Here is a 26,666-nt window from a genome sequence, read left to right as displayed (position 1 = left end):
ACAAAGCGGTGGGAAGAGAGAAATTAAACAAAACTATCAACGTGATGGGAATAGTTCACGGGCGACAAGTTCGGGCAGCATCAGCCGCTGAACCGGCAGGCCGAGCGCTATGCAAGGGAAGGCGTGAGCTTAAGCCTCTCGACGCTGGCCGATCAGGTCGGCGCCTGTGCGACGGCCCTGAAGCCGCTCCACGAGTTGATCCGCGCCCATGTGCTGGCAGGCGAACGGCTGCATGGGCGATGACACCACCGTGCCGCTTCTGGCCAAAGGCGCGACGAAGGAAGCAAGGCTGTGGAGCTATGTTCGAGACGACCGTCCGTTCGCGGGAGCCGCTGCGCCAGCAGCCATCTTTCACTTCTCCGCCGACCGCCAGATGCTCCACCCCACCGAACATCTTTCCGGCTGGCAGGGCACCCTACAGGCCGACGCCTATAGCGACTATAACGATCTCTATCGCATGGACCGAAGTCCCGGGCCGGTGACGAGCGCCCTGTGCTGGAGCCATGCGCGGCGCAAATTCTTCGAACTGGCCGACATCACCGGCAATGTTCGTAAAGACAAAGCCGCACATGAGATCTCGCCGCTCGCGCTTGAAGCTGTAACCCGTATCGATGCGCTGTTCGCCATCGAGCGCGGCATCAACGGCAAGCCCGCCGGGGAGCGCCTCGCCGCCCGGCAGGAACAGGCTCGCCCGCTCGTCGAAGAACTGCATGGCTGGCTCACGGCCCAGCGCGCGCGGATGTCCAAGCACAATCCCGTCGCCAAGGCGATCGACTATATGCTAGGCAAGCAAGGGCGATGGGAGGCTTTCACCCGCTTTCTCGATGATGGCCGGATCTGCTTGACCAACAATGCCGTCGAACGGGCGCTGCGCGGCATCGCCCTGGGCCGCAAGGCATGGCTCTTCGCCGGCTCGCAGCGCGGCGGCGAGCGCGCCGCGTTCATCTATTCCTTGATCGTCACCGCAAAGATGAACGATATCGATCCGCAGGCTTGGCTGGCCGATGTGCTCGAAAGAATGCCCGCCCTTCCTGTCTCCAGGCTGCCTGAACTGTTGCCGTGGAATTGGAAGACCGCTGGACATGCCAAGCAACAAGCCGCCTGACGCACCAACTTATGCTTCGCCTAGTTAGGTCTTTCCTTTCCGTAAGCGTCTTCGGCTTCGATGATCGCCATGGAAAGCATATAGGCCAGAAGCCAGGATTTCTCCCTATCCACCAGCTTGAACAGTACACGCAGCAATCCGATTATAGAAGATAGTTGCGCCTCGGTATTGCTTTCCGGCGTCATCTCGCTCCCCTTTATTATTAAATAGCAATATCTGCATTAAGATCTGAATGAGCTAATTGATCAATCCATCGATTTATAATTTTAGAATGTTGGTTAAGCATATCGATTTTAATAAAAATATCGACCAGAAAAAACAACCTGCTTCAGACACACCGCATACCCCCGCGGCCTTGGCCAGATGGATACTTTGCATCTGCCTCGCTGCCAACTGCCGATGTTGGTGACTAAAGCATGTCTCCCAAAAGTGGGAACCGGTTTTGGGGTAAAGACATGCGCAAAAACAAAAACTTAAAGCGTGTTCCATGAATGCGATAAAATGCAACACGCTTTAGCGGACGCGGTGAGAGAGGGTGGCCGCGCGTAGCGCGGTCGGATGAGGGGTAACTTGGCGATTCCTTCAAAACATGAACTGCTCTAACGGTCCCTCCCCCAAATAAAAACAGCACCGCACATCAAAAAGACGTGCGGTGCTGCCGTGCTGGCCTTCGGGGGAGTCAGGCCAGAACCGGATCCAGTTCACCTGTCTTGTAGCGCCTGGCCATCTCGGGGAGCGTCAGTGGCGCGATGTTTTCAACGTGCCCTGCCGTGCCGAATTGCTCGAAGCGTTCGCTGCAAAGCTTCGTCAGCGCCGCCATCGCAGGCTTCATATATTTGCGGACATCGAACTCGGAGGGGGTTTCGCTCAGCACGCGACGGACCTGGCCGGTCATGGCCATGCGGCAGTCCGTGTCGATGTTGATCTTGCGAACGCCATTGCGGATGCCTCGCTGGATCTCCTCCACCGGCACGCCCCATGTCGGCTTGATGTTACCGCCATGGCGGTTGATGATTTCCTGCAGTTCTTCGGGCACCGATGAGGAGCCGTGCATCACAAGATGCGTGTTCGGCAGCCTCCGGTGAATTTCCTCGATGACATGCATCGCGAGGACGTCGCCATCCGGCTTGCGGGTGAATTTGTACGCGCCATGGCTTGTGCCCATGGCGACCGCCAGCGCATCGACCTTGGTTTCCGCGACAAACTTCGCAGCCTCATCGGGGTTCGTTAGCAGCTGGTCATGAGAGAGCTGACCTTCGGCGCCGTGCCCGTCCTCCTGGTCGCCCATGCCGCTTTCCAGCGAGCCGAGAACGCCGAGCTCGCCCTCGACGGAAATGCCGCCGAGATGCGCCATGGTGGTCACCTGCCGCGTCACGCTGACATTATAGGTCCAGTCGGCGGGCGTCTTGCCATCCGCCTCCAGCGAGCCGTCCATCATGACGGAGGTGAAGCCGGACTGGATGGCGGTCATGCAGGTGCCCGGCTCATTGCCATGGTCGAGATGAACGCAGACGGGGATATGCGGATAGATTTCGACGCACGCATCCATCATATGCCGCAGCATGATGTCGTTGGCATAGCTGCGCGCGCCGCGCGAGGCCTGCATGATGACAGGGGATTTCGTCGCATCGGCGGCTTCCATCACCGCCAGCGCCTGCTCCATATTGCTGATGTTGAATGCCGGAACGCCGTAGCCATGTTCGGCGGCATGATCCAGCAATTGGCGAAGCGTAATACGTGCCATGACGATGTCCTTGCTATTGGTGGCGGGCGATATAATCGCAGATCGTGTCGACCTCCTCAGCCGACCCGAATATGAGGCTGGTACGCCCGTGATAGGTTTGCGGCTGCTTTTCGAGGATCGCTTGACGTCCGTCCGATGCCTTCCCGCCCGCCTCAGCGCACAGGAATGCAATGGGGTTCGCTTCGTAGACATGCCGCAAGCGACCCTGCTCATAGCCAGGACGCTGATCGTCCACGTAGAAGAACAAGCCGCCCTTCTGGAAAATCCGGTGCAATTCGCCGACCGCCGCCCCCAGCCAGCGCATATTGAAGTCGCGCCCGCGCGGACCGGCCTTGCCTTGCAGGCAATCGTCCACATAAGCTTTCATGCCCAGGCTCAGATGGCGGTAGACGGAGGCGTTGTAAGCCAGCTCAGCCGTTGCGCGGGGAAGCATTGCTTTCTCCGCGACGATTAAAAACCGCCCGCTCTCGGGGTCCATGGTGGCGAACACCAGCCCCTCACCCACCGAGAAGCCAAGGTCGACGGAATTGCCGTAGGAAACATAACCTGCGGCGACCTGCTCGCGTCCCGGCTGCAGGAAGGGATCGTTCCCGGCCCGATTGGGCAGAATGGAAAAGAGCGTCCCCAAGGGCGCGCCGAGCCCCACATTGCCGGAACCATCCAATGGATCGATTGCGACAGCATATTTTCCACCGGCCTGCCCCATTACGGGCAGTTCCGCTTCCTCGGAGAGGACTTGTGCGGCCCCGGCAGCGACAAGCAGATCGACGAAAAGCCGGTGCGAGCCGACATCGATGCTTTTCTGCTGGTCGCCATCGGTGTTCGAGCCGACCAGACGCCCCGGATCGCCGGGAAGCTTGCCGGCGGCGATGCGCTTCGACAGAACCGCAGCGCCCCGAAGGATCGCCTCCAGCAGTTCGGCGATCGATTGGCGGTCGGTGTCGCCAGCCGCCCAGTCGGACAGATAGCGTTCCACCGGTTTATGGTTCAGCGCGCTGGCGTCCCCTTCCAACTCCAGCTTCAGTTCAGGCAACGGATTCATTGACCGCACCTGTCAGTTCACGGACGCGCTGCATGATCGCCTCCTTGGTGATGCCGAATTTTTCATAAAGCACTTCGGCGGGCGCGGAAGCGCCGAAGCCATCCATGCCGATGACGTCGTTCTCGCTCTCGACATAACGGGTCCAGCCGAACTTGGATGCAGCCTCGATGGCAAGCCTTGGCGCGCTGCCCAGAACCTCGCGGCGATACTCCCGAGGCTGCGCTTCAAACAGATCCCAGCTCGGCATCGAGACGACCGCCGCGCCGATTCCTTCCTTTGCGAGCTCTTCCGCCGCCGACACGGCCAGCGCGACTTCCGTGCCTGTCGCCAGCAGCGTCACGTCACGCTTGCCCGCCGTGTTCCTGATGACATAGGCACCCTTAGCGGAACGGTTTTCCGTTTCCGGCTCCCGCCGAAGCTGCGGAACATTCTGCCGGGAAAGCGCCAGAACCGAGGGCTTGTTTCCATCGCGCAGCGCGATTTCCCAGCACTCCAGCGTCTCGACGGCATCGGCTGGACGGAAGACATGCAGGTTCGGCAAGGCTCTGAGGCTCGCCAGATGCTCGACTGGCTGGTGGGTGGGACCATCTTCGCCGAGCCCGATGGAATCGTGCGTGAGCACATAGACCACCTTCGTTCCCATCAGAGCCGAAAGCCGGATGGCATTGCGGCAGTAATCGGAGAACACCAGGAAGGTACCGCCATAGGGAATGATGCCCCCATGCACCGCCATGCCGTTCATGGCCGCAGCCATGGCGAACTCACGCACGCCGTAGCTCACATAGCGCCCGGGCGAGTTGGCGGTGAAATCCGTGTCGACAGCCGCCACCCGTGTCAGATTGGAGTGGGTAAGATCGGCGGAACCGCCCAGCATTTCCGGAAGCGCGGCGGTGAGCGTTTCGAGCGCGATCTGGCTTGCCTTGCGGGTTGCGACGGCCTGCGGCGCTTCGAAAAGCCGCGTCCGGGCTTCCGCAATGGCTTTGTCGAAGCTTTCCGTTAGCAACCCCTGCATGCGGCGCTGGAATTCCGCGCCGCGCGTTGGCTCTGCCGCCGCCAGCCGATCCGCCCACGCACTGCGCGCCGCATGCCCTTGCCGCCCGATGGCGCGCCATTTCTGCAAAAGATCAGCCGGTATTTCAAAGGGCGCCGAGGTCCAGCCAATGGCCGCCTTGGCGCCTGCCGCTTCCGCCACTCCCAACGGCGAGCCATGGGAGGAATTCTTGCCCGCTTTCGTCGGCGCGCCGAAACCGATGATTGTCTTGAGCGCGATCAGCGATGGCTTGTTCTCCTCCGCTTTCGCCTGGGAAAGGGCCGCATCGATGGCGGCGTGGTCATGGCCGTCCACCCGCTGCACATGCCAGCCGCAGGCTGCCAGCTTGGCCGGAACATCTTCCGTAAAGGAAGCCGAGGTTGAGCCGTCGATGGTAATTCCGTTGTCGTCGTAAAGAACGACCAGCTTGCCGAGACCGAGATGACCGGCAAGCGAAACCGCTTCCTGGCCAACGCCCTCCATCAGGCAGCCATCGCCGCAGAAGACATAGGTGCGGTGATCGACAAAGCTGGTGCCGAAAACATCAGAGAGATGGCGCTCGGCAATAGCCATGCCGACGGCTCCGGCCAGCCCCTGCCCCAGCGGCCCCGTGGTCGTCTCGACGCCCGGCGTGTGGCCGTATTCGGGATGGCCCGGCGTCTTCGAACCCCACTGGCGGAAATTCTTAAGTTCATCCAGCGTCACGCCTTCGTAACCCGCCAGATAGAGCAGGCTGTAGAGCAGCATGGAGCCATGCCCGTTCGACAGCACGAAACGGTCGCGATCAGGCCAGGACGGATCCGCGGCATCGAATTTCAAATGGTTGGAAAACAGCACCGCAGCAGCGTCGGCCATGCCCATGGGCATACCGGGATGGCCCGAATTTGCCGCCTCGACGGCATCGATGGAAAGCGCGCGAATGCAGTTGGCCAGCTCGAAAAGGCCGGATGTGGATGTGGGCATGTGAGATTCCTCCGATCAGTTCCTCAATACGCCAAACGGGGAGAAATCACAATAATCAATCTCAAAATCACATTTTTTATGATGATTTTGTGTGACATTATCGAGAGCGGCGCGGGATCGCCTGAGCCAGCAGTCGAACGCGTCAGCAACGAAACGCTTGTCGGAAATCTTGCTTCCGCAGTAAGCAGTAGGCTCACGCGAAAAGAAGCACACTGGATGGAGGAGAACGGAATGACCAAGATACTCAATGACGTAGAGGATTTTGCAGCTTCAGCCCTTGCGGGTTTTGCCAATGTCTACAGCCGCTACGTCCATCTCGTTCCAGGCGGCGTCATCCGTTCGACCAGAGTGCCGCGCGGCAAGGTTTCCGTGATCGTCGGCGGCGGGTCCGGCCACTATCCGGCCTTTGCAGGCTATGTGGGGCCCGGCATGGCCGATGCGGCGGTTGCCGGTGAGATATTCGCCTCCCCCTCAACCGCAGCAATCGCCCGGGTCTGCCGCAAGGCCAATTACGGCGGCGGCATCCTGCTTGGCTTCGGCAATTATGCCGGCGATGTCCTCAATTTCGGCGTCGCCGCAGAGCGATTGAGGGCAGAGGGCATTGATATCAGGATCGTGACCGTCACCGATGATGTTGCGAGCGCGCCCGCCGACCGTCACATCCAGCGCCGGGGCATTGCCGGGGATTTCATCGTTTTCAAGATCGCCGGCGCCGCCGCCGAAGCAGGCATGTCCCTGGACGAAGTGGAACGCGTGACCCGCCATGCCAATGCGCGCACCACTTCGCTCGGCGTCGCCTTCGGCGGGTGCACGCTGCCGGGCGCAAAGGAACCCCTCTTCACGGTGCCCGCGGGCCGCATGGCCATCGGCCTTGGCATCCATGGCGAGCCGGGGATTAAGGAAACCGACCTCGTCTCGGCGACGGAACTCTCAACCCTTCTCGTCACCACTTTGCTGAAGGAACGGCCCGCAGGCGCAAAACGGGCGGCAATTTTGCTCAACGGCCTTGGCGCGACCAAGTATGAGGAATTGTTCGTCCTTTGGAATGCCGTCGAGAAAGCCTTGCGCGCCCATGACGTCGAGATTGTCGGCGCCGAAGCCGGGGAACTCGTCACCAGCCTGGATATGCAGGGCTGCTCCCTGACGATCACATGGCTGGACGAGGAGCTTGAACAGCTATGGCTTGCGCCCTGCGATACGCCCGCATTCCGGCGTGGGGAATCCTTCCGGACCGAGAGAATTGAGGCAATTCCGGGTGCCGAAGAGGAAACGCTGGCCTATCCTCCCTCTTCGGAGGTTTCGAGACGCGATGCGGCCTGTCTCGCCGGTCTCTTCGACGCAGTCGTCGATGCCCTTGAGAAAAATGAGCAGGAGCTTGGCCAGATGGATGCATTTGCCGGCGATGGCGACCATGGCCAGGGTATGCGCCGGGGCGCGACAGCAGCAAACAAGGCGATCCATGCAGCCGTCAATAGCGGCGCGGGCGCTAAATCAGCCCTCGCTGCGGCAGGCGATGCCTGGGCGGACCGGGCAGGCGGCACATCGGGGGCGATCTGGGGCTTGCTTCTGAGATCCTGGAGCAGCGCATTCTCCGATACGGACGGTCTGGATGCTTCCGCTATCGCTGCTGGCGCGCGCGCCGCGGTCAACGACGTCACGCGACTCGGCGGCGCGAAAATAGGTGACAAAACGCTCGTCGATGCCCTCATCCCCTTCGTAGATGCGCTGGAGAAAAAGATATCGGAAGGGCAATTGCTGGCAGATGCGTGGAGCAATGCCGCCGCCACCGCTCAGAGCGCAGCGGAGGCGACAGCGCCGCTCTCCCCGCGTCTTGGCCGCGCGCGCCCGCTGGCGGAGCGCAGCATTGGCCATCCGGATCCGGGCGCCATGTCCCTGGCCCTGATAGCCAAGGCCATCGCGACCCGCATTGGCGAACACGAGTCCTGACGGGCTTTACTGGCTTGCTGAATGGCCGGGCGCCCCGACTTCCTCGGTTCCCGCCATCTCCAGCATCGCATCCACATGGGTGCGCTGCTCCATATACCCGATCAGATCCTTGATGGTAATAAGCAGCAGGCCATGCTTCTTTGCAAAAAGCATGAGTTCGGGGAGCCGCGCCATCGTCCCGTCGTCATTGGCGACCTCGCAGATGGTGCCGGACGGATAGCGCCCGGCCAGCCTGCATAAATCGACAGCGGCTTCGGTATGGCCTGGACGGCCGAGAACGCCCTTGGGGTTGGCCCTCAGCGGAAAGATGTGACCCGGACGGGCGAAGTCCTCAGGGCGGGTGCTGCCGTCAACCAGCGCCCGGATCGTTTTGGCGCGGTCAGCGGCGGAAATGCCTGTCGTAGTGCCGGGGATATAATCAACCGAAACCGTGAATGCCGTCTTATGGTATTCGGTGTTGCGCGGCACCATCAAGGGCAGATCGAGCGCATCCAGTTGCTCGCCTTCCATCGCCACACAGATCAGTCCGCGGGCGTGATTCATCATGAAGGCAACCGCCTGCGGCGTAATGCTGTCCGATGCGATAATGATATCGCCCTCGTTCTCGCGATCCTCGTCGTCGACGACGATCACCATTTCACCACGGGCAATCGCTTCGATTGCATCTTCGATTTTAGAGATAGTCATTTCAAGCCTTTCAAGGGTTAGCCGGCTGGCGGCGTCTTCGTGCCCGTGACCGAGCGCAAAATATCCCTTGGGCGAACAAAGCCATGAACTGCCGCAGGGGGCGGCAGTCGCAGCATTGCTCTCTTCCATCCGGACTATACCGTCGGCTCCGGCATCGCACCGGATCTGCTGACCTTTCGGGACCGCCCGAAAGCGCTCGCGGGCTCCGGGATTTTTCCCGATACCGCCGGTGGGGAATTCCACCCCGCCCTGAGAACACTGCCTAGATAATTTAAACGTCTATCGAAATGCAAGACGTGATATGGAATTTCACCGCAGAGCCGCACGATGAGGCCCGCTCCTCAGCCCGCGAGCAGCTCGTCGGCGGCATCCACATCGGTGATCAAATGCGTCGCATATCCCCCCGCGAGAACTGCGCGGATTGCGTCCGCCTTGCGTGCGCCGCCCGCGACGCAAAGCCGACTTGGAACGCGGCGCAGTTCATCCAGCTCGATACCGATAAGGCGACGGTCAAGCTCGCGAACGATCTGGTTGCCCTTGCGGTCTAGGAACCGGCAGATTAGGACTGCTGCCGCTCCATCAGCGGCGTAGGCGTCGATTTCTTCGTCGGTGGCGACGTCGGCAATGCGCATCGTGCTTTCCGCGGCAAGACTGCCGACACCGAACACGATCATGCTGGCCCGGGCGATCAGCTCGAATTGCCGCTTGAGCACCGGCTCGCCCATCAGTGCATCGCGAAGGGCGGCGGTGCTTAGCACGGCCGGCGCCAGCATGTTGATGCTCGTCGCGCCCATGTTGCGGGCCATGATGGATGTACACAGCTCGGCGGAGAATTCTCGCTTGCCAATGGACGAGCCGGTAACCTGCACCACCGTTAGCCCCTCCAGTGGCTGAGGCAGCGAAATGGCATCGGCGATCGCGAGCACCGTGCGGCCCCATGAAACGCATATCGTTTCGCCGGGCTTGATCATCCGCTCCATCAGCCGCGCGCCGCCCGCGCCCAGCGCCTTCAGGCGGGCTTCCGGCGCAACGGATTTTTTAGACGGAATGACAAGCGCTTCGGCCAGCCCGAATTTCGCGGCAAGCTTTCGGGCGATGCTGGTGCGTGCGACGATTTCCGGATTCATCAGGATCCGGACCACCCCCCTCTGCCGGGCTTCCTGCAGATAATTGACGATCGTCGCGCGCGAAACCCCGATTGTCTGGGCGACTTCGTTCTGGGTCAGCTGGTTTTCGTAATAAAGCCACGCTGCCCAGATCACCGCATCGTCGAACTCCGCAGGGATGGCGTGCGCGGACGGCGTTGTTTCACCCGATGTCATAATTGATTCCTACTGTCTCTCACCTTCCTGAGTTGCACAGAAATACCTTTCGTTCAATTCGGCGCTCAGCCATATTGACTATTGTCAATTATATGTGTCAATTGTTACTGAAGTAAGAGTAATCTTCGTAAGCCTTTGTTGTGCCGTGGAAATTCAATTTCCCGGATCGTGTATTTGCGCGCGCATTTGGATATGCGGACGACCAGCCAGGGGAACGGCAAATGAAATCAAAATGGTCACAGGCGGATTTCGCCACGGTTGTCGGGACGTATGAAAAAGCCGGCTTCAACCGCGATGTCGCTATTCGAACCTATACGACACGGCTTCTGGGCTCCGAGCCGAAGCTCGTCCTGCATGGCGGCGGCAATACCTCGGTAAAGGCTGTCCTGACCGACCATGATGGCAGCGAGGTTTCCGTGCTCTGCGTCAAAGGCAGCGGCTGGGATATGGGTACGATCGAGCCCGCAGGCCTGCCTGCGCTGCGCCTTGAGCCCTTGAGGGCAATGGTTAATTACGAGACGCTGTCGGATGACGACATGGTCATGCTGCAACGGCGATTGCTGCTCGATCCGGCTGCGCCCAACCCCTCCGTCGAGGCCATTCTACACGCCATCCTGCCGTTCAAGCATGTGGATCATACCCACGCCAATGCCATCGTAGCCCTCACCAATCAGCCGCGTGGCGAGGAGATTATCCGGGAAACCTTCCCGGAAATGATCGTCGTTCCCTATGTCATGCCGGGTTTCGATCTCTCCAAAGCCTGCCTAAAGGCTTTTTCGGCCCGTCCGGATGCTCCCGGCATGATCCTGCTGAAACACGGCATCTTCACCTGGTCGGAAGACCCGCGCGAGGCTTATGAAAATATGATCGCCGCCATCGACCGGGCAGAGCAGCGGATCAGCCGAGGCAACCCGCACCCTTTCGGGAACGCCGGCGCTACGCCCACCCAAGCATCCTCTGCATCGGCCAGCGATATAGCGCCGATATTGCGCGGTGCGATTGCCATTGCGGGACCGCAGGAAGGACGCCCGCGCCGTTTCATTTTGGAGCATCGCGTGAACAGCAAGATACTCGACTTTTGCGGCGCCCCCAACGTCGCGGGCCTCGTCCGCCGCGGCAACGCGACACCGGAGCACGTCATCCATATCAAGCGCTATGGCATTGCCCTGCCCCGGCCGGAAATTGGCAGCCTCGATAGTTGGGCGGAGGGCGCAAAAAAGGCGATCGCCGCTTATGCCGCTGAATACAAAGCATATTTCGAGCGCAACAATGCGCGGGTCGGCGGTATAAAGAAGATGCTCGATCCGATGCCCCGGGTCTTTTATGTGGAAGGCGTCGGACTTTTCGCGGCGGGAGCGACGCAGAAATCCGCCCGCATTTGTGCCGATGTCGCGGAAGCCACTATCGAGGTCATCCGCGGCGCCGAAGGTATCGACCGGTTCGAAGCCCTGCCGGAGGAAGACCTTTTCGATCTTGAATATTGGTCCCTGGAACAGGTGAAACTGACCAAGCAGACGGAAAAGCCGCTAACCCGGCAAATCGCGGTGGTGACCGGCGCAGCAGGTGGGCTTGGCCTGGCGATTGCAGAACAGTTGAAAGGCCAGGGAGCCGAGCTCGCCCTTATCGACATCGATGCGGAACGGGTCGCAGCCGAAGCAACGCGCCTGGGCGGTTTCGCCGTAGCCTGCGATCTGACGGATCCTGCCGCGACTGAGAAGGCTGTCGGCGAAATCGTGCGGCATTTCGGCGGCATCGACATCCTGGTTTCCAATGCCGGTGCGGCTTTTCGGGGGGCCTTGACCAAAGTCGATGACGCTTCGTTCAAGGCCGCGTTCGATCTCAATTTCTGGAGCCATCACTATATCGCGCGGGCTGTGGTGAAAGTGATGCAAAAACAGGGAACGGGCGGCTCGATCGTGTTCAATGTGAGCAAGCAGGCGGTCAATCCGGGGCCAGACTTCGGCCCCTACGGAACCTCGAAGGCCGCCCTTTTGGCCTTGATGCGCCAATACTCGCTCGAACATGCCGGAGACGGCATTACCGTGAACGCAGTGAATCCCGACCGGATACGAACCGGGCTGATGACGGATGAGATGGTCGAGGAACGGGCGCGCGCCAGGGGAGTCACGCCGGACATATACATGCGCGGCAATCTTCTGAAGCGCGAGGTAACTGCGGATGACGTCGCCGAAGCGGTCCTCCATCTCGTGCAGGCACGAGCCTCGACCGGTACGGTCATTACGGTCGATGGCGGCAATGTCGCGGCGATGATGAGATAGTTTCCGCGACGACGTCTTGATCGGACAACCGGGCTCTATCAATTGGAGTCCGGCAGGCCCACTGCTTATGCCGTGATTAATTTTGACTTTTGTCATTCGATATGACTATTGTCAAAATAAAGCGAATAAGTGAGAAATTCCATGCCGATCAGGTCCACCGATCAGATCCTGCATAAGGCCGCATGGCTCTATTACACCCACGGCATGCGGCAGGACGAGGTGGCGAAGCATCTCGATATTTCACGAGCGTCGGTAGCCACCTATTTGCGCAAGGCGCGCGAGATGGGAATTGTCACTATCTCCACCTCGACGCAACTTTTTTCAAACGATGTGCTGGCGCGCGAGCTTGAGGATGCCGCCGGGCTCGATGCCGTCTGGATCGTGCCGGAGGATCGCCAGGCGCTGGATCCGGCGGCTGAAATGCCTGTTGTCGCGGCGGCGGTGTTTCTCGAACTCATCAACAAGGGCGACCGGATCGGCGTCGCCTGGGGGCAAACCGTTTATCACATTGCGGACGTCATGCCCTATGCGGATCTCCAGGGCGTCAAGGTGATGCAGCTTTGCGGCAATCTGGGCGCGCCTTATGCCTTCCGTCCTGACCAATGCACCACCGAAATCGCGCGCCGGCTGAATGCAGAGGGCATCAATCTTTACGCGCCGCTGGTGCTGAGCAGCGAAGAATTGGCAGAGGCATTGCGGCAAGAGCCGGTGGTGCGCGACCAGCTTGCCGGCATCCCGGAGTGCCAGCTGGCCCTCTATTCGGTTGGAAGCATCGAGGCGGACAGCCATCTGGTGTTGTGCGGCGCACTGACCGACGAGGAGATGTATGCGGCGGGCAGGAATGGCGCAGCGGGCGTCATCGCCGGGCAATTGATCGACGGGGACGGCCAATGGCTCGATTGCGCCTACAACAGGCGCTGCATTTCCGCCGACATTGAATCGATCCGGGCCATCGCCAAGCGGATGATGGTGGTGCAGGAAGACAGCAAGTTCCACTCGCTCGTCGCCGCACTGCGCGGCGGTCTTGTCTCGCATCTCGTGGTGACCGCCTCAATGGCACGCCGGCTCCTCAAGCACGGGAAGCTAATGGGAACGGCCTGAAAGATACGGCATCCGGCACGAAATTGCTCAATAGCTGACAATCTGACGACGGAATTGCATTCGGTAAAAAAGCGGCCCGGGGAAGAGCCGCTAATTTCGTTTGCCGATTGTTAATTACTTGTTTCGGCAAGTCCGTACGGAAAGTTTTTCCATTTCTCTTGGACTTGCCCTACGGCTTCAGCATCCATGCGGGCATGACGACATCAGCATGGGCGAATTGCGGCATCTTGGCCGCGAGCTCTTCCATGTTCTTGATGTCGTTCTCGTTGAGGTCCGCCTGTGTGATGAGTGTCGGCGGCACGATCACGCTTTTGCCGGGGTCCTCGCCCGCCAGCAGCATCGCAAGCGCGCGCACCGAGACCTGCCCAACCACGGCGGGGTTCGTCGCAGCGGTGGCGACCCAAGCGCTGCCCGGCTCCCGCATCGCCGCGATGTCTGAAGTCGAGATATCGGCAGAGTAGATTTTCACGCTCGACGAAAGTCCCGCCTCATCGACCGCGATCTTCACGCCCTTGGCGAATTCGTCATAGGGAGCAAACATTACAGTGATGTCAGGATTAGCCGAGATCACTGAGCGCGCCTGATTGGCGACCGAATTGGCGATGGGATTATCCATCGTGCCGAACATCGCCTTTTCCTCGATACCAGGATATTTCTTCTTGAATTCCTTCCACGTCTCGTCGCGGCGGTCGAGCGGCGCGATGCCGGCGACATAGACATAACCGGCCTTCCAGCTTTCTCCATTGTCCTTGATCGCCTGCTCCAGCGCGAGGCGGGCCAAGTCGCGGTCGGACTGTTCGATCTGCGGAATCTTGTCGTTCTCGACATTAACGTCGAAGGCGACGACCTTGATGCCCGCATCGACGGCGCGCTTGGCGGCTTCCTTCATGGACTCGGTCAAGCCATGCTGGATGATGATGCCGTTGACGCCCATGGCAATCGCCTGATCGACCATATCCGCCTGCAGCGCCGCATCCTGGCGGCTGTCGAGCACGCGCAGATCCACGCCCAGAGCCTTGGCCTGCGCCTCTACCCCAGCAAGATAGGACTGAAAGAAATCGCCCGTGGACAAATAGCGCACCAGCGCAATTTTCACATCACCGGGCTTGTCGAACGGCGCGGGTTTGTCGGCGGCTTGCGCCATCCCGCCCAGCATGGTGGCCCCGATCAGCGCAAGCCCGAGCTTGGCCAAGGTTCTTCTCGTTAAAGACATACGCATATCCTCCCAGTTGCGTTTCTCATGCCTATTTTCTTCGTCCCGAAAGGGCGAAGGTGAAGACAAGGGCGACGACCAGTACCGCGCCCTTGACGAAATCCTGCGTGTAGTAAGGCGCGTTCATCATGGTGAGCCCTTGCAGCAGCACACCGACGAACAGCGCGCCGACGGCGGTGCCGAAGGCATTGGGCTTGGCGGCTCCGAGCACGGCGAAGCCGATCAATGCGGCGGCCACGGCGTCGAGAAGCAGATTGTTGCCCGACGCGATGTCCCCGCGTCCAAGCCGGGCGGCAAGCAGGATGCCGCCGATGGAGGCGAAGACGCCGGAGATCACATAGGCCCAGATCTTGTAGGCATTGACCGGCGCACCGGCGAGTTCCGCCGCCCGCTCATTGGAGCCGACCGCGTACATCATGCGGCCAAAGCGGGTGTATTCGAGGAAAAACCAGATCGCGAGCGCCAGCACGATCAGGATCACCACCGAAACCGGCAGGAGATTGGGCAGAATGAAATCGAAGCGGTGCCGTCCCAGCGCCAGAAATGCCGGAGAAAAAGTGCCGGTCGCAACCGAGCCATCGGGCAGCGTCATGCCGGTGGCGATGGAGCGGCCTTCGGTCGGGATGCGCTGGAGCCCCAGCAGCAGGAACATCATGCCGAGCGTGGCGAGCAGGTCCGGCACGCGCATATAGACGATCAGCATCCCGTTGATGAGGCCCACCGCGGCGCCGATGGCGAGACAGACGAGCGTCGCGGTCAGCGCATCCCCGCCCATCACCACCATCACATAGGATGACGCCATCATCGCCGTGGTCGCGACAGAGCCGATGGAGAGATCAAACCCGCCGACGACCAACGTCGCCGTCACGCCCAGCGCGAGAATGCCGGTGATCGACACCGATTGCAGGATGAAGACCGCACTTTGCGGCGAGGCGAAGCCGCTGGTCGAAAGGCAGAAATAAACGATGAGCCCGAGAAGAAGCGCGAGAAACCCATATCGGATTGCGAGATCGCGTAGCGAGGCGGATGGAATGGCCTGCGGCTCCGGCGTGGGGGTGTGTTCGATGCTCATGTCACTCAACCATGGTTCGTGGGGCATTTGTTTCCGCTATTTCCGTGAGGAAATGACGCCCCGCTATTTCCGCAAGCAGCCTTTCGACATCGAGCCCGGCATTGCGGTGCTCACCGACGATACTGTGCTCCGACATGACAAGAATACGGTCGGCAATCTCGAAGACCTCGTCGAGCTCTGTAAGAAAAACGATGGTGCCGCGCCCTTCCGACGAGGCGCGCAGTTTCATGGCGATGTCGCGGCGCGCCGCGATATCGACACCCTGAAAGGGTTCGTCCAGCACGAGCAGACGCGAGGCCTGTGTAAGCCAGCGGCCAACCATCACCTTCTGCTGATTGCCGCCGGAAAGCGTATGCATCGCATCGCGCTCGCTGCGGCAGACAACGCCAAGCGCTTCGATCTGCCGGCGGGCCAGCGCGCGCTCTTTTTTCCGGCTCAGGACGCTGAGACTGGACAGGGACCGCAGAAAAGGCAGGCTGATATTTTCCTCTATGCTGAAATCGGGAACGATGCCGTTTTCTCCCCGGTCCTTGGCGACGAGAAACACGCCCTGCCGGATGGCGGCGGCTGGGCTTGCCGGAGAATAGCCCCTGCCCTCCAGTTCCATCTCGCCACCCAACGCCTGACGAACGCCGAAAAGCGTCTCCGCGAGCGCTGTCTTTCCCACGCCGACAAGGCCGGTGACGGCTACGATCTCACCATCGCCCACTGTCAATGAAAAAGGCCGGGATCCCTCGTTTATGGTGAGATTACGGGCCTCGAAAATCCATTTGGAGGCAGACCGAACCTCAATCCGGTCCTTGCCGATTTTCTGCCCGAGCATGGCGTTGACCGCACCTTCATAATCGAGGTCCGGCCCTTCGAAGACGCCAGTGATCCGCCCGTCGCGCAGGGAGACGATGCTGTCGGCAAGGCGGCGGATATCCGACATGCGGTGCGAGATGTAGAGGATGGCGACACCCCGCGCGCGCAAGCGGTCGATGAGCGCAAACAGCCGGTCCGCTTCTGTGGTAGACAGCGAAGATGTCGGCTCGTCCAGGATGAGAACCTTCGGCTCATGCGCCATGGCGCGGGCAATCGCCACCATCTGGCGGTCGGCCAGCGAGAGGCTGGAAATCCAGGCGTTGAGGTCGATGGCAAGCCCCATACGTTCCGCCACTTTAGCGGCCTGTGCGCGAACCTTGCGCGGATTGAAAAGGACGCTCGCTCCCCGCCCGTTGAGCCGGTCTAGCGTCAGATTGGTGGCAACGTCGAGATCGGCCACCACGCCGTCATTGATGTTTTGATGCACCGTAACGACGCCTGCACGGATCGCCTCAGCAGGGCCGGAGGGCGCAAAATCGGCGGCACCCAGCGACATGGTGCCGGCATCGCGGGCGTACACGCCGCTGACGACCTTCACCAGCGTCGATTTCCCCGCGCCATTGGCCCCCATCAGCACCCTCACAGCCCCTGCCCGCAGGCTAAGATCGACCCCGTTCAACACGCGAAACGGGCCGAACGATTTGCGCAAGGCTTCGATACGGAAAACGTAGTCCTGTCCCATGTGCTCCTCCCGGTATGGGACTAAAAGCCCGATTTTAGCAAATGTCAATCCAGTTGACATTTGACAGAATGCTGATCTACCAATTGTAGCCAGGCGCAGGCGATGTTGGAGGCATCGGCCTTGCAGCGCGTATCGGCTTTTCGAAATTCGGTTCTGATTTTTGGGCACAAGCCGGAACGGGCATTTGCCGCCAGTGTCAGGGGAGGAGAGCATGCATGGTTTTGAGGCGCTTGAACCGGCCACCTTGCCGGGGCGGCTGGGGAACCAACCTCAATTAAGACAGCGCATCGGCGAGGACATTGCCCGCTGGGATGTGCGCGAGGTAGGCGATGGCAATCTCAATCTGGTTTTCATCGTCAAGGGCGATGCCGGGGCGGTGATCGTCAAGCAGGCGCTGCCTTATGTGCGGCTCGTCGGCGAAAGCTGGCCGTTGCCGCTGAAGCGGTCCTTCTTCGAATATCACGCCCTCATCCGGGCGGCGGAGCGGAACCCGGGAAGCGTGCCGGAGGTCTACCATTTCGACCAGGATCAGGCGATCATCGTCATGGAATATCTCTCGCCGCATGTGATCCTGCGGCGCGCACTGATCGAAGGCCGGCAGTTGCCGAAGATCGCGGCGGATCTCGGCCTCTATCTGGCGCGCACACTCTTTCGCGGCTCCGATCTCGCCATGACGCCCCGCAAGCGCAAGGAGGATCTGGCGCTTTTCGCCGACAACGTCGAACTCTGCGACATCACCGAAAACCTCGTATTTTCGGACCCTTATTTCGAGGCGGTGCTGAACCGCCATACCAGCCCGCATCTCGACGAACTGGTGGCAAAGCTGCGGGCCGACCGCGACCTGAAGGTGGAAGCACAACGGCTGAAACATCTGTTTGCCTCGAACGCCGAAACGCTGCTTCACGGCGATCTGCACACCGGCTCCGTCATGGTGACGGATGACGAAACCCGCGTGATCGATCCCGAATTCGCCTTCTATGGGCCCATGGCCTTCGATGTGGGCATGCTGCTCGCCAATTTCTGGATGAGCTATTTCTCCCAGGCCGGACATGAAAATGATGGCAACCGGGACGCCATGCGCGCCTATCTGCTCGAGACCGCTTCGACCATCTGGGACAGTTTCCGGACGGAGTTCTCCCATCTCTGGCGCACCGAACGCGACGGGATACTCTACCAGAAATCGCTTTTCGAGGATCAGGGGGACAGCCTAGGGGCGGAACAGGCGCTGGACGAGATGATCCATACGATCTGGACCGATGCGCTGGGCTTTGCCGGGATAGAAACCCACCGCCGCATTCTCGGTCTCGCCCACAATGCCGATTTCGAAACCATCGAGGATGAACGGCTTCGGGCGGCTTGCGAGGCGAAAGCGCTCAAATTCGGGCGGCATCTCGCCGTTAACAGACGCCGTATCCACAGCATCGCCGAGGTCAATGCCCTGGCCCGGCGGCTTGAAAGAGAGGAAAACCGATGAAAGTCGGCAATCGCCATTACCGCACGATCTGGCTGAACGGCGACGGACAGTCGGTCGATATCATCGACCAGCGCTGGCTGCCGCACGAATTTCGGATCGTGACGCTGGGGACAGTCGATGAAGTGGCTATCGCCATCCGCGACATGTGGGTGCGCGGCGCGCCACTCATCGGCGTCACCGCCGCTTATGGCATGGCCATCGCAATGCGGGCGGACCCAAGCGACGAGGCGCTGGACAAGGCATGGAATTATCTCCACGAGACGCGCCCGACGGCGATCAATTTGCGCTGGGCGCTTGATGAAATGCGTGAGTTCCTGCGGCCTCTTCAACCCGCAAGACGCGCGGAAACTGCCTATGAAAAGGCTGCCCGGATCGCTGACGAAGACGTGGAACTAAACCGCAACATCGGCCGCAACGGGCTTGAGGTCATCCGCAGGATTGCCGCGGCCAGAAAGCCGGGCGAGCCCGTGAATATTCTCACCCACTGCAATGCCGGCTGGCTGGCGACGGTCGATTACGGCACGGCCACCGCGCCTATCTATCTGGCAGCGGAAGAAGGCATTCCCGTCCACGTCTATGTGGACGAAACGCGCCCGCGCAATCAGGGCGCACAGTTGACCGCGTGGGAACTCAACGGCCACGGCGTACCGCATACGCTTATCGTCGACAATGCCGGCGGTCATCTTATGCAGCACGGGCAGGTGGACATGGTGATCGTCGGCACGGACCGGACGACCGCCAATGGCGATGTCTGCAACAAGATCGGTACTTATTTGAAGGCGCTTGCCGCCAAGGACAATGGCGTACCCTTCTATGTCGCCCTGCCCTCTCCCACCATCGACTGGACCGTGCATGACGGCATCAGGGAAATTCCGATCGAGGAACGCGGCGGCGACGAGGTGAGCTTCGTCCAGGGGCGTGATGCGCAAGGCAAAATCGCGCTGGTGCGCATTTCGCCCGAAACCAGCCCGGCGGCGAACCCTGCCTTCGACGTGACCCCCGCGCGGCTCATCACAGGCCTCATCACCGAGCGCGGCATAGCGCAGGCCTCGCCGCAAGGCCTGCAAGCGCTCTTTCCGGAACGGAATTGATACGATGACCATTCTCAATCATCGCAAAACGGAAGACATCGCCGCCGGCATCCGCAGGCGCGTCTTCCTCCACACCATGCGCCACAATGGCGGCTATCTGAGCCAAGCCTGCTCGGCGGCAGAGAGCCTCGCATTCCTCTATAATGAGGCGCTGCATCTGGGCGAGCCGACCTTGCCGAAGATTCCACTGCCCTTTGCGGGCGTGCCCTCCACGCATAACACGCAAGCTTTCACGGGCGCGGGCTATCACGGGCCTTTCGCGCCAGAGTTCGACCGCTTGATTATCTCGCCCGCGCACTATGCGCTTGTCGTCTATTCCGCCCTCATCGAAACCGGGCGCATGGACGAGCATGCACTTGATCATTTCAACCGCGACGGCAGCTCCGTTGAGATGATCGGTGCGGAACACAGCCCCGGCATGGAGGTCACCACCGGATCGCTCGCGCAAGGGCTTTCCATGGCTTCGGGCATCGCCTTCGCACGCAAGCGGAAAGGAGAGCCGGGCAAGGTCTGGGTCTACATGTCCGATGGCGAATTCCAGGAAGGACAGACCTGGGAATGCCTCGCCGCCATGAGCCATCACGGCATCGACAACATCAGGGTGGTGGTCGATGTCAACCGCCAGCAATGCGACGGGGCGATGGCATCGGTCCTCGACCTCGGCGATCTGCCGTCGCGCGTTTCCGCCTTCGGCGCCACCTGCCGTACGGTCGACGGTCACGATCTTCATCAGTTGTGCGAGGCGGCGGACAGCGCCGAGACCGGCAAGCCCCTCATCATCCTTGCCAACACTTCGCCCTATCAGGGCATGCCCTTCTTGAAGCGGCGCTTTCCGCGGCTGCATTACGTGCGGTTCAAGACAAGGCAGGAGCGCGACGAGATGCAGGCGGCAATCGCCGCCGAACTCGGGCTCAACGAAGCAGAGATCGCAAGGGGCTGATCATGGTGGAAATCGTCAACCGGCCCTATGCGGGCGCTTTCGAAACATTCGCCGCCGCGCGGCCCGAGGTGCTTTGCCTTTCCGCGGACCTGACCTCGTCCTGCGAGGTGGACGGCTTCCGCGACAGGCATCCGGAGCAGTTTCTCTCGCTCGGCATGGCGGAGCAGAACATGCTGTCCTTCGCCGGTGGCCTCGCGATGCAGGGCTTCCGCCCGTTCATTCACACCTTCGCGGTGTTCCTCTATCGCCGCCCTTATGACCAGCTTATCAACTCCATCGCCTATTCCAACCGCAAGGTAAGGCTCATGGGTTTCCTGCCGGGCATCACGACGCCGGGCGGCATAACCCATCAAGCCATCGAGGATATCGCGGTCATGCGCGCGATCCCGAACATGACGGTGCTCGAGACCGGAGACGCAACGGAGGTCGAAACCGTTCTTGACGTGGCCGACAGCATCGACGGACCCGTCTATGTCCGGGTTTTGAGAGGCGAGGTGCCAAGGCTGTTCTCCTCGCCCTTCGCGTTCAACCGGCTGCGTACGCTCAGCGAGGGAGACGACATTCTAGTGCTGACCTCCGGCATCTGCACGGAAGAGGCGTTGCGGGCGACGGCGTTCCTGAAATCCCGCGATGTGAGCGTGCATCATCTCCATGCATCGACCTTGAAGCCTTTCGACCGGGAGGGGCTGCTGCATGCCCTCACAGGCAAGAAAGGCGTGGTGACGATGGAGAACCATACGATCATCGGCGGCTTGGGCTCGCTCACCGCGGAGATCCTCGCGGAAGAAGGGATAGGCATCCGGCTGCGTCGTCTGGGGCTTCAGGATACCTTCGCCCACGGTGCATCGAAGCCATACCTCATGAAGAAATACGGCCTTGACGCCAGCGCATTGATCGGCGCCGTAGGGCAACTACTCGGGTGCGACATCGCATTCGATGAGACGGAGCTGCAATCTGTGCGGCTCGACGCGGTGCATTCAGCTCAGAAGGCGGAGGCCCTTTGATGGCGCGGTTTTCGGTCACTTACTGGATAGGTAGCAAAGACGAGGCGGAAGCGCGGGCGAGAGCAGCGGAAATCGCACTGGAGCAGACCGTGGAGATCCCGGCGGATATCGTGCCGGAAGGCTATGTGCGCGATGAAATTCTTGGACGGGTCGAGGACGTCGCACAGGCGTCAGGACAAAGAGGCGGCTATTTCGCCCGCATCTCCTATAGCGACGACGATATCGGTGACGATTTTCCGCAGCTTCTCAACATCATCTTCGGCAATTCATCGATCCGGCCCGATTGCCGGGTGGAAAGCATGACCCTCTCGGAGGGCATCCTTGCGATCTGTCAAGGTCCGCGTTTCGGCCCGGATGGCCTGCGCAAGCGTACCGGAATGCCGGACGGGCCATTGCTCATGTCGGCGATCAAGCCGGTTGGCCTTCCAGTCGCCGCGCTTGCCGATCTTGCCCACCGGTTCGCGCTCGGCGGCGTCAATTACATCAAGGATGACCACGGCCTCGCCAACCAGAAGACATCGCCTTTCCGGGAGCGGCTGAGAGCCTGCACCGACGCGGTGGGAGAAGCGAACGCGAAGACGGGCGGCGAGAGCCTCTATGTGCCCAACGTCACGGGACCGGTGGAACTGATCCTCGAGCGTGCCTTTGCCGCGCAGGAACAGGGCGCGGGCGGCGTCATGCTCGCGCCTTCCCTTACCGGTTATGAGGCGGCGCGAATGCTGCGGGCGCGGACAGATTTCAATCTGCCGATCATCTCCCATCCCGCCTTCGGCGGCGCGAATGTCATCACGCCGACGACCGGCTTTTCCCACGCCTTCTTCTTCGGCACGCTGCAAAGACTGATGGGTGTGGACGCGGTCGTCTACCCCAATTTCGGCGGGCGCTTCAGCTTTTCGCGCGAGGAGTGCCTGTCCATCGTCTCCGGCTGCTCGGAACCACTCGATGGCTTGCTGCCTGCCATGCCAACGCCGGGCGGCGGCATGACCTTCGAGCGAATTCCCGAAATAGTGTCCACCTATGGGGACGATGTCATGTATCTCATTGGCGGCGCGCTCCTGCGCCAACAGGACGACCTGGCCGGGGCTTGCAGAAGATTGCGGGATCTCCTGCAAAATACGAATTCCGGAAATTGACGGAGATACAGGCAATTTGACCAAGATGCAGGTGGACGAACATGGTCGACCGCGTTTCAAGTCCTGCCTGCATCCCCTGCAACGAACCGCCAAAGATGGCGGCCCAAGTGATCAGCCGTTGCCGCCCTTCGCGAGAAACCGTTCCGCAAGACGAGCCCACAGGGCTGCGCCCACGGTGAGATTGGCGTCGTTGAAGTCGAATTTCGAATTGTGGAGGAACGCGGAATCGACGCCATTGCCAAGGCGCAGGAAGCAGCCGGGCTTGCGCTCCAGGAAATAGGCGAAATCCTCGCTGCCCGGAATGAGCGGACAGGTCGAGACCTTCTCCTCGCCGACCAGTTCCTTCACCACTTCCGTGGCGAATTCGGTTTCCGCCTCGGAATTCACCACAACCGGATAGCCACGCTGATAATCGATCTCTGCCGTCGCGCCATAGGATGCGGCATGGTTTTCGACCAATGAGCGCACCCGCGTTTCGAGTATTTCGCGAATGCGCGGCGAGAAGGAGCGGATGCTGACGCCGAGGGTCACGCTTTCCGGAATGACATTGCTCGCCTCGCCGCCATGGATCGTGCCGACGGTGATGACCGCCGTTTCCGTGGGATCCACATTGCGCGACACCACCGTCTGCAGCGCCATCACGAGGCTGGCGGCGACCATGACCGGATCGACGGTGAGATGCGGGCGGGAGGCGTGGCCGCCCTTGCCGATCGCCTTGATGATGGCCGTATCGGCGGCGGCCATCAGCGGACCCGACCGCATGAGGAACGTGCCTTCCGGCGCGCCCGGATGATTATGCAGGCCGAAAATCGCGTCGCAAGGAAAGCGTTCGAACAGGCCATCGGCGATCATCCTTTGAGCGCCGCTCACCTCGCCCGCTTCCTCCGCCGGCTGGAAGATCAGATTGACCGTGCCGCTGAAATTGCGCGTGCGGGCCAGATATTCCGCAGCGCCCAGCAGCATCGCCGTATGGCCGTCATGGCCGCAGGCATGCATCTTGCCGGGCGTCCGGCTGGCATAGGGCAGGCCCGTTACTTCCATAATCGGCAGCGCGTCCATGTCGGCGCGGATCGCAACGCTGCGACCGCCCTCGCCTACCCGCAACCGTCCGACGACCCCATGGCCGCCGACATTGCGCGTGACCTCGTAGCCCCAGGCTTCCAGTTTCTCGGCCACATAGGCCGCAGTCTTTTCTTCCTCGAACGACAGCTCGGGATTGGCGTGCAGGTGATGGCGCATGTCGCACAAAGCTTCGCTTTGAGGCGCGAGATCGGCGATTTCAGCAAAGTTTCGTAATTGGGTCATGATGCTCGTCCCGCAGGGTTGAGCCGCGGGCCTCCAGGATGTGGAATGATTATGAACGCCTCAGATGAAGCGGCTCAGGAAACTTCGCGTTCGCGAATGCTGGGGGTTCTCGAGAACCTGTTGCGGCGTGCCTTCCTCAATCACCGTGCCGCCATCCATGAAAACGACCCTGTCCGCTGCCTCCCGCGCAAAGCCGATTTCGTGCGTGACGACGATCATCGTCAGCCCCTGCTCGGCGAGACTGCGCATGGTTGAAAGCACCTCGCCGACGAGTTCCGGGTCGAGTGCGGAAGTCGGCTCGTCGAAGAGCATGAGCTTTGGCCGGATCGCCAGCGCCCGTGCGATGGCGACACGCTGCTGCTGCCCGCCCGAGAGTTGGCGCGGATAGGCATTGATCTTGTGCGACATACCGACCTTGGCCAGAAGGTCCTTCGCCGTCGCAATCGCTTCGGTCCGGCTGTGGCCATGTACCCCGACCGGCGCCTCGATCACATTCTGGAGCACGGTCATGTGCGGATAGAGATTGAACTGCTGAAAGACCATGCCGATCTTGCTGCGCTGCGCCGCGATTGCCCTGTTGGACAAGGCGACAAGCCGGCCATCAGCGCGCATCCTGTAACCGATCTGCTTGTCATCGACAAAGATCGAGCCCTTGTCGATCGTCTCCAACCGGTTGATGCAGCGCAGGAAGGTGGACTTTCCGGAACCGGATGGCCCGAGAATGACGACCACCTCGCCTGGATGCACCTCGAGATCGATGCCCTTGAGCACTTCCAGACTGTGAAAGGCCTTGTGAACATTGCTCGCCCGCACGAGTGGCTTTGAGTTTGTGGCAATTTTCATTACACACTCTCCTGCGCGAGCGTCTTTGCAGGAAGCTCGTCTTGCCGGACCGCATCGCCCCGCTCGCCACGATTATAGTAGCGCTCGACGGCGCTCTGGCCCACATTGAGGATCGATGTGATCAGCAGGTACCAGAGGACGGCGACAAGCAGCATCGGCATGACTTCGAAGGTACGGTTGTAGATGGACTGCACCGAGTAAAGCAGGTCCGCCATGGCAATGACGCTGACCAGCGACGTCGCCTTGATCATGCTGATGAGCTGGTTGCCGGTTGGCGGCACGATGGAGCGCATCGCCTGCGGAATGATGATGCGGCGCAGGGCGCGCGCCCGGGTCATGCCGAAAGCCGCGGCGGTTTCCGCCTGCCCCTTGTCGACCGACAGCAGCCCGCCGCGGATGATCTCCGCCATATAGGCCGCCTCGTTGAGGGCGAGCCCAACGATCGCCGCCGTCACCGGTGTGATGAGATCATTGGTGTTCCAGCTCGCAAGCGTCGGCCCGAAGGGGATGGCGATCGAAATCTTCGGGAACAAGGTGGACATATTGTACCAGAAGATGAGTTGCACCAGCAGCGGTGTGCCCCGGAAGAACCAGATGAACAAGCCCGCGGCGGAACTGGCGAGCCGGTCCTGGGACATGCGCGCTATGGCGAGAAGCAGGCCGAGCACAATGCCGATGATCATCGCCACGACGGTGAGGCCGAGCGTGACATAAAGCCCTTTCATCACCGTCGGGTCGAAGAAATACTGCGCCACCACCGGCCAGCCGAAGTTCGGATTTCTGGCGACGATATAGGCGAAGTTCACCGCCACCGCGCCAACGACGAGCCATAATAGGAGCCGCCCGGCGGGAAAGGGCCGGTGCGCCCGGGCAACGTCATATGGATCGACGCTGCCTCCAGCATCTGCCGGGGAGAGAACCGCGCTCATTTTGCCGCTGCCTTACCGGCGAGATTGATGCCGGCTGCGTCGATCATGTTGTTTTCCAGGCCCCACTTCTTCATGATCGTGGCATAGGTGCCGTTGTCGATCAGGATTTGCAGGCCATCGCGCAGCACTTCGCCGAGCGGCGATCCTTTCGGCACCACCGCGCCCTGATAGAGATCGTCAAAGCCGTTCTTCTGGCCGACACCCGTCAGTTCGAGTTGGCCGTTCGACTGCTGGATGAAATAGGTCAACGGCGCTTGCGAAGAGAAGAAGGCATCGGCACGGTTCGAGCGAACGGCGAGGATTGAGGTCGGCTGGTCGGTATAGGACTGGACCTGAATAGCCGCCTTGCCCGCCGCCGTGCATTTTTCCGATTGTTCCTTGATGACCTTTTCCGCCGAGCCGCCCGCCATAACGGCGATGCGCTTGCTGCAGGCCGTATCGAGCGAGGTGATGCCTTCCGGATTGCCCTTCTTCACGGCAAAGACCACATATTCGCGCACCCAGTCGACAAAATCATTGGCCTCCTGGCGAGAGGGAAAATCCCCGACCGGTCCGAAGCCGAACTGATATCTCCTGGCGTTGATGCCGCTCAGCAGCGCAGGCAGCCCGCCCACCGTCGCGTGCTCGATCTTGACGCCGAGAAGCTGGCCGAGCGCATCAGACATATCGGCGCTTGCGCCCGACATGTTGGTTCCATCGATGATTTCATAAGGCGGGAAGGAGCCATTATTGACGGCCACCATGTTGCCCGCCTTGATGACATCCGCCGGCAGGCGAGCACGGAGCGCCTCGTTGACGCTCTGCTGCGGGATTTTCACATCCTCCGCAAAAGCTGGCTGCGCCAGAAAACATCCCAGAAAAACGGCTATAACTGCACTTTTCATATCGATCTCCCA

Annotated in this window: 21 protein-coding genes, 1 pseudogene and 1 riboswitch; of the genes and pseudogenes, 9 read left to right on the top strand and 13 right to left on the bottom strand. The window is 60.8% G+C overall.

The annotated features are described in order from the left end of the window. Positions 1-63: 63 nt before the first annotated feature. Positions 64-1,105: pseudogene (gene tnpC, locus IEX53_RS19605) on the top strand (IS66 family transposase); the annotation flags it as partial. 20 nt (positions 1,106-1,125) lie between these two features. On the opposite strand, the gene IEX53_RS19600 reads toward tnpC, so the two are convergent. The 4 genes from IEX53_RS19600 to tkt form a co-directional block, all read right to left on the bottom strand. Then, positions 1,126-1,290 carry a hypothetical protein gene (locus IEX53_RS19600; RefSeq protein WP_188825876.1) on the bottom strand — a complete coding sequence of 55 codons (165 nt, stop codon included), beginning with the start codon at positions 1,288-1,290 and terminating at the stop codon, positions 1,126-1,128. Between the two features lie 494 nt (positions 1,291-1,784). Next, complete coding sequence (gene fba, locus IEX53_RS19595) at positions 1,785-2,849, bottom strand: class II fructose-bisphosphate aldolase (RefSeq protein ID WP_188825875.1); 1,065 nt, start codon at positions 2,847-2,849, stop codon at positions 1,785-1,787. Positions 2,850-2,862: 13 nt separating this feature from the next. Continuing rightward, on the bottom strand, positions 2,863-3,891 hold the full coding sequence (locus IEX53_RS19590; RefSeq protein WP_188825874.1) for a class 1 fructose-bisphosphatase: 1,029 nt from the start codon (positions 3,889-3,891) through the stop codon (positions 2,863-2,865). Further along, positions 3,875-5,884, bottom strand: coding sequence for a transketolase (gene tkt, locus IEX53_RS19585; RefSeq protein WP_188825873.1), 2,010 nt, complete (start codon positions 5,882-5,884; stop codon positions 3,875-3,877). Before tkt ends, IEX53_RS19590 begins: the two co-directional genes overlap by 17 nt. Before the next feature lie 231 nt (positions 5,885-6,115). On the opposite strand from tkt, the gene IEX53_RS19580 reads away from it, so the two are divergent. Next, on the top strand, positions 6,116-7,831 hold the full coding sequence (locus IEX53_RS19580) for a dihydroxyacetone kinase family protein (protein WP_188825872.1): 1,716 nt from the start codon (positions 6,116-6,118) through the stop codon (positions 7,829-7,831). 6 nt (positions 7,832-7,837) lie between these two features. On the opposite strand, the gene ribB is transcribed toward IEX53_RS19580, so the two are convergent. After that, a complete protein-coding gene (gene ribB / locus IEX53_RS19575; protein ID WP_188825871.1) occupies positions 7,838-8,518 on the bottom strand; it encodes a 3,4-dihydroxy-2-butanone-4-phosphate synthase in 681 nt (226 codons plus the stop codon). Between the two features lie 113 nt (positions 8,519-8,631). Next, positions 8,632-8,779, bottom strand: a riboswitch (FMN riboswitch). Positions 8,780-8,859: 80 nt separating this feature from the next. Then, entirely contained in the window at positions 8,860-9,840 is a 981-nt protein-coding gene (locus IEX53_RS19570) for a sugar-binding transcriptional regulator (RefSeq protein WP_188825870.1), read from the bottom strand. Between the two features lie 221 nt (positions 9,841-10,061). Here IEX53_RS19570 and IEX53_RS19565 point away from each other — a divergent pair, with 221 nt between their 5' ends. Continuing rightward, positions 10,062-12,119 carry a bifunctional aldolase/short-chain dehydrogenase gene (locus IEX53_RS19565; protein WP_188825869.1) on the top strand — a complete coding sequence of 686 codons (2,058 nt, stop codon included), beginning with the start codon at positions 10,062-10,064 and terminating at the stop codon, positions 12,117-12,119. A gap of 141 nt (positions 12,120-12,260) precedes the next feature. Beyond that, the gene (locus IEX53_RS19560) at positions 12,261-13,220 is read left to right on the top strand and encodes a sugar-binding transcriptional regulator (RefSeq protein ID WP_188825868.1); all 960 of its coding nucleotides are present in this window, start codon (positions 12,261-12,263) and stop codon (positions 13,218-13,220) included. Between the two features lie 169 nt (positions 13,221-13,389). Here the strand turns inward: IEX53_RS19560 and IEX53_RS19555 are convergent, their stop codons facing one another. Genes IEX53_RS19555 through IEX53_RS19545 form a run of 3 tightly spaced genes read right to left on the bottom strand, consistent with a single transcriptional unit; the run spans position 13,390 to position 17,051 of the window. Then, positions 13,390-14,433 (bottom strand): substrate-binding domain-containing protein, encoded by a 1,044-nt coding sequence (locus IEX53_RS19555; RefSeq protein WP_188825867.1) that lies wholly within the window; start codon positions 14,431-14,433, stop codon positions 13,390-13,392. Positions 14,434-14,464: 31 nt separating this feature from the next. Continuing rightward, complete coding sequence (locus IEX53_RS19550) at positions 14,465-15,505, bottom strand: ABC transporter permease (protein WP_188825866.1); 1,041 nt, start codon at positions 15,503-15,505, stop codon at positions 14,465-14,467. Position 15,506: 1 nt separating this feature from the next. Then, positions 15,507-17,051, bottom strand: a complete 1,545-nt coding sequence (locus IEX53_RS19545) for a sugar ABC transporter ATP-binding protein (RefSeq protein ID WP_188825865.1) — start codon at positions 17,049-17,051, stop codon at positions 15,507-15,509. A gap of 211 nt (positions 17,052-17,262) precedes the next feature. Here IEX53_RS19545 and mtnK point away from each other — a divergent pair, with 211 nt between their 5' ends. Genes mtnK through IEX53_RS19520 form a run of 5 tightly spaced genes read left to right on the top strand, consistent with a single transcriptional unit; the run spans position 17,263 to position 22,693 of the window. Further along, positions 17,263-18,525: an S-methyl-5-thioribose kinase gene (gene mtnK, locus IEX53_RS19540; protein ID WP_188825864.1), complete on the top strand. Its 1,263-nt coding sequence runs from the start codon at positions 17,263-17,265 to the stop codon at positions 18,523-18,525. Then, entirely contained in the window at positions 18,522-19,616 is a 1,095-nt protein-coding gene (gene mtnA, locus IEX53_RS19535) for an S-methyl-5-thioribose-1-phosphate isomerase (RefSeq protein ID WP_188825863.1), read from the top strand. The genes mtnK and mtnA overlap by 4 nt, the downstream gene beginning before the upstream one ends. 4 nt (positions 19,617-19,620) lie before the next feature. Continuing rightward, positions 19,621-20,556, top strand: a complete 936-nt coding sequence (locus tag IEX53_RS19530) for a transketolase (RefSeq protein WP_188825862.1) — start codon at positions 19,621-19,623, stop codon at positions 20,554-20,556. A 2-nt stretch (positions 20,557-20,558) separates the two neighbouring features. After that, positions 20,559-21,560 carry a transketolase family protein gene (locus tag IEX53_RS19525; protein ID WP_188825861.1) on the top strand — a complete coding sequence of 334 codons (1,002 nt, stop codon included), beginning with the start codon at positions 20,559-20,561 and terminating at the stop codon, positions 21,558-21,560. Further along, positions 21,560-22,693, top strand: coding sequence for a RuBisCO large subunit C-terminal-like domain-containing protein (locus tag IEX53_RS19520; RefSeq protein WP_236016282.1), 1,134 nt, complete (start codon positions 21,560-21,562; stop codon positions 22,691-22,693). The genes IEX53_RS19525 and IEX53_RS19520 overlap by 1 nt, the downstream gene beginning before the upstream one ends. A gap of 111 nt (positions 22,694-22,804) precedes the next feature. Here IEX53_RS19520 and IEX53_RS19515 read toward each other — a convergent pair whose 3' ends face one another. The 4 genes from IEX53_RS19515 to IEX53_RS19500 are packed head-to-tail and all read right to left on the bottom strand — an operon-like array spanning position 22,805 to position 26,654. Further along, positions 22,805-23,998 (bottom strand): M20 aminoacylase family protein, encoded by a 1,194-nt coding sequence (locus tag IEX53_RS19515; RefSeq protein ID WP_188825859.1) that lies wholly within the window; start codon positions 23,996-23,998, stop codon positions 22,805-22,807. A gap of 60 nt (positions 23,999-24,058) precedes the next feature. Further along, the gene (locus IEX53_RS19510; protein ID WP_188825858.1) at positions 24,059-24,841 is read right to left on the bottom strand and encodes an amino acid ABC transporter ATP-binding protein; all 783 of its coding nucleotides are present in this window, start codon (positions 24,839-24,841) and stop codon (positions 24,059-24,061) included. Further along, positions 24,841-25,770, bottom strand: coding sequence for an amino acid ABC transporter permease (locus IEX53_RS19505; protein ID WP_188825857.1), 930 nt, complete (start codon positions 25,768-25,770; stop codon positions 24,841-24,843). The genes IEX53_RS19510 and IEX53_RS19505 overlap by 1 nt, the downstream gene beginning before the upstream one ends. After that, complete coding sequence (locus IEX53_RS19500) at positions 25,767-26,654, bottom strand: ABC transporter substrate-binding protein (protein ID WP_188825856.1); 888 nt, start codon at positions 26,652-26,654, stop codon at positions 25,767-25,769. Before IEX53_RS19500 ends, IEX53_RS19505 begins: the two co-directional genes overlap by 4 nt. Positions 26,655-26,666: the final 12 nt, after the last annotated feature.

It is taken from the genome of Paramesorhizobium endophyticum (genome assembly GCF_014640615.1).
Taxonomy (GTDB): Bacteria; Pseudomonadota; Alphaproteobacteria; order Rhizobiales; family Rhizobiaceae; genus Paramesorhizobium; species Paramesorhizobium endophyticum.
Note: the sequence above shows the minus strand (reverse complement) of the source record. Positions and strands in the feature narration are given on the sequence as shown.

Coding starts and splice junctions, on each gene's coding strand:
- IEX53_RS19600 (WP_188825876.1), bottom strand. CDS start 1,290: ATGACGCCGGAAAGCAATACCGAGGCGCAACTATCTTCTATAATCGGA.
- fba (WP_188825875.1), bottom strand. CDS start 2,849: ATGGCACGTATTACGCTTCGCCAATTGCTGGATCATGCCGCCGAACAT.
- IEX53_RS19590 (WP_188825874.1), bottom strand. CDS start 3,891: ATGAATCCGTTGCCTGAACTGAAGCTGGAGTTGGAAGGGGACGCCAGC.
- tkt (WP_188825873.1), bottom strand. CDS start 5,884: ATGCCCACATCCACATCCGGCCTTTTCGAGCTGGCCAACTGCATTCGC.
- IEX53_RS19580 (WP_188825872.1), top strand. CDS start 6,116: ATGACCAAGATACTCAATGACGTAGAGGATTTTGCAGCTTCAGCCCTT.
- ribB (WP_188825871.1), bottom strand. CDS start 8,518: ATGACTATCTCTAAAATCGAAGATGCAATCGAAGCGATTGCCCGTGGT.
- IEX53_RS19570 (WP_188825870.1), bottom strand. CDS start 9,840: ATGACATCGGGTGAAACAACGCCGTCCGCGCACGCCATCCCTGCGGAG.
- IEX53_RS19565 (WP_188825869.1), top strand. CDS start 10,062: ATGAAATCAAAATGGTCACAGGCGGATTTCGCCACGGTTGTCGGGACG.
- IEX53_RS19560 (WP_188825868.1), top strand. CDS start 12,261: ATGCCGATCAGGTCCACCGATCAGATCCTGCATAAGGCCGCATGGCTC.
- IEX53_RS19555 (WP_188825867.1), bottom strand. CDS start 14,433: ATGTCTTTAACGAGAAGAACCTTGGCCAAGCTCGGGCTTGCGCTGATC.
- IEX53_RS19550 (WP_188825866.1), bottom strand. CDS start 15,505: ATGAGCATCGAACACACCCCCACGCCGGAGCCGCAGGCCATTCCATCC.
- IEX53_RS19545 (WP_188825865.1), bottom strand. CDS start 17,051: ATGGGACAGGACTACGTTTTCCGTATCGAAGCCTTGCGCAAATCGTTC.
- mtnK (WP_188825864.1), top strand. CDS start 17,263: ATGCATGGTTTTGAGGCGCTTGAACCGGCCACCTTGCCGGGGCGGCTG.
- mtnA (WP_188825863.1), top strand. CDS start 18,522: ATGAAAGTCGGCAATCGCCATTACCGCACGATCTGGCTGAACGGCGAC.
- IEX53_RS19530 (WP_188825862.1), top strand. CDS start 19,621: ATGACCATTCTCAATCATCGCAAAACGGAAGACATCGCCGCCGGCATC.
- IEX53_RS19525 (WP_188825861.1), top strand. CDS start 20,559: ATGGTGGAAATCGTCAACCGGCCCTATGCGGGCGCTTTCGAAACATTC.
- IEX53_RS19520 (WP_236016282.1), top strand. CDS start 21,560: ATGGCGCGGTTTTCGGTCACTTACTGGATAGGTAGCAAAGACGAGGCG.
- IEX53_RS19515 (WP_188825859.1), bottom strand. CDS start 23,998: ATGACCCAATTACGAAACTTTGCTGAAATCGCCGATCTCGCGCCTCAA.
- IEX53_RS19510 (WP_188825858.1), bottom strand. CDS start 24,841: ATGAAAATTGCCACAAACTCAAAGCCACTCGTGCGGGCGAGCAATGTT.
- IEX53_RS19505 (WP_188825857.1), bottom strand. CDS start 25,770: ATGAGCGCGGTTCTCTCCCCGGCAGATGCTGGAGGCAGCGTCGATCCA.
- IEX53_RS19500 (WP_188825856.1), bottom strand. CDS start 26,654: ATGAAAAGTGCAGTTATAGCCGTTTTTCTGGGATGTTTTCTGGCGCAG.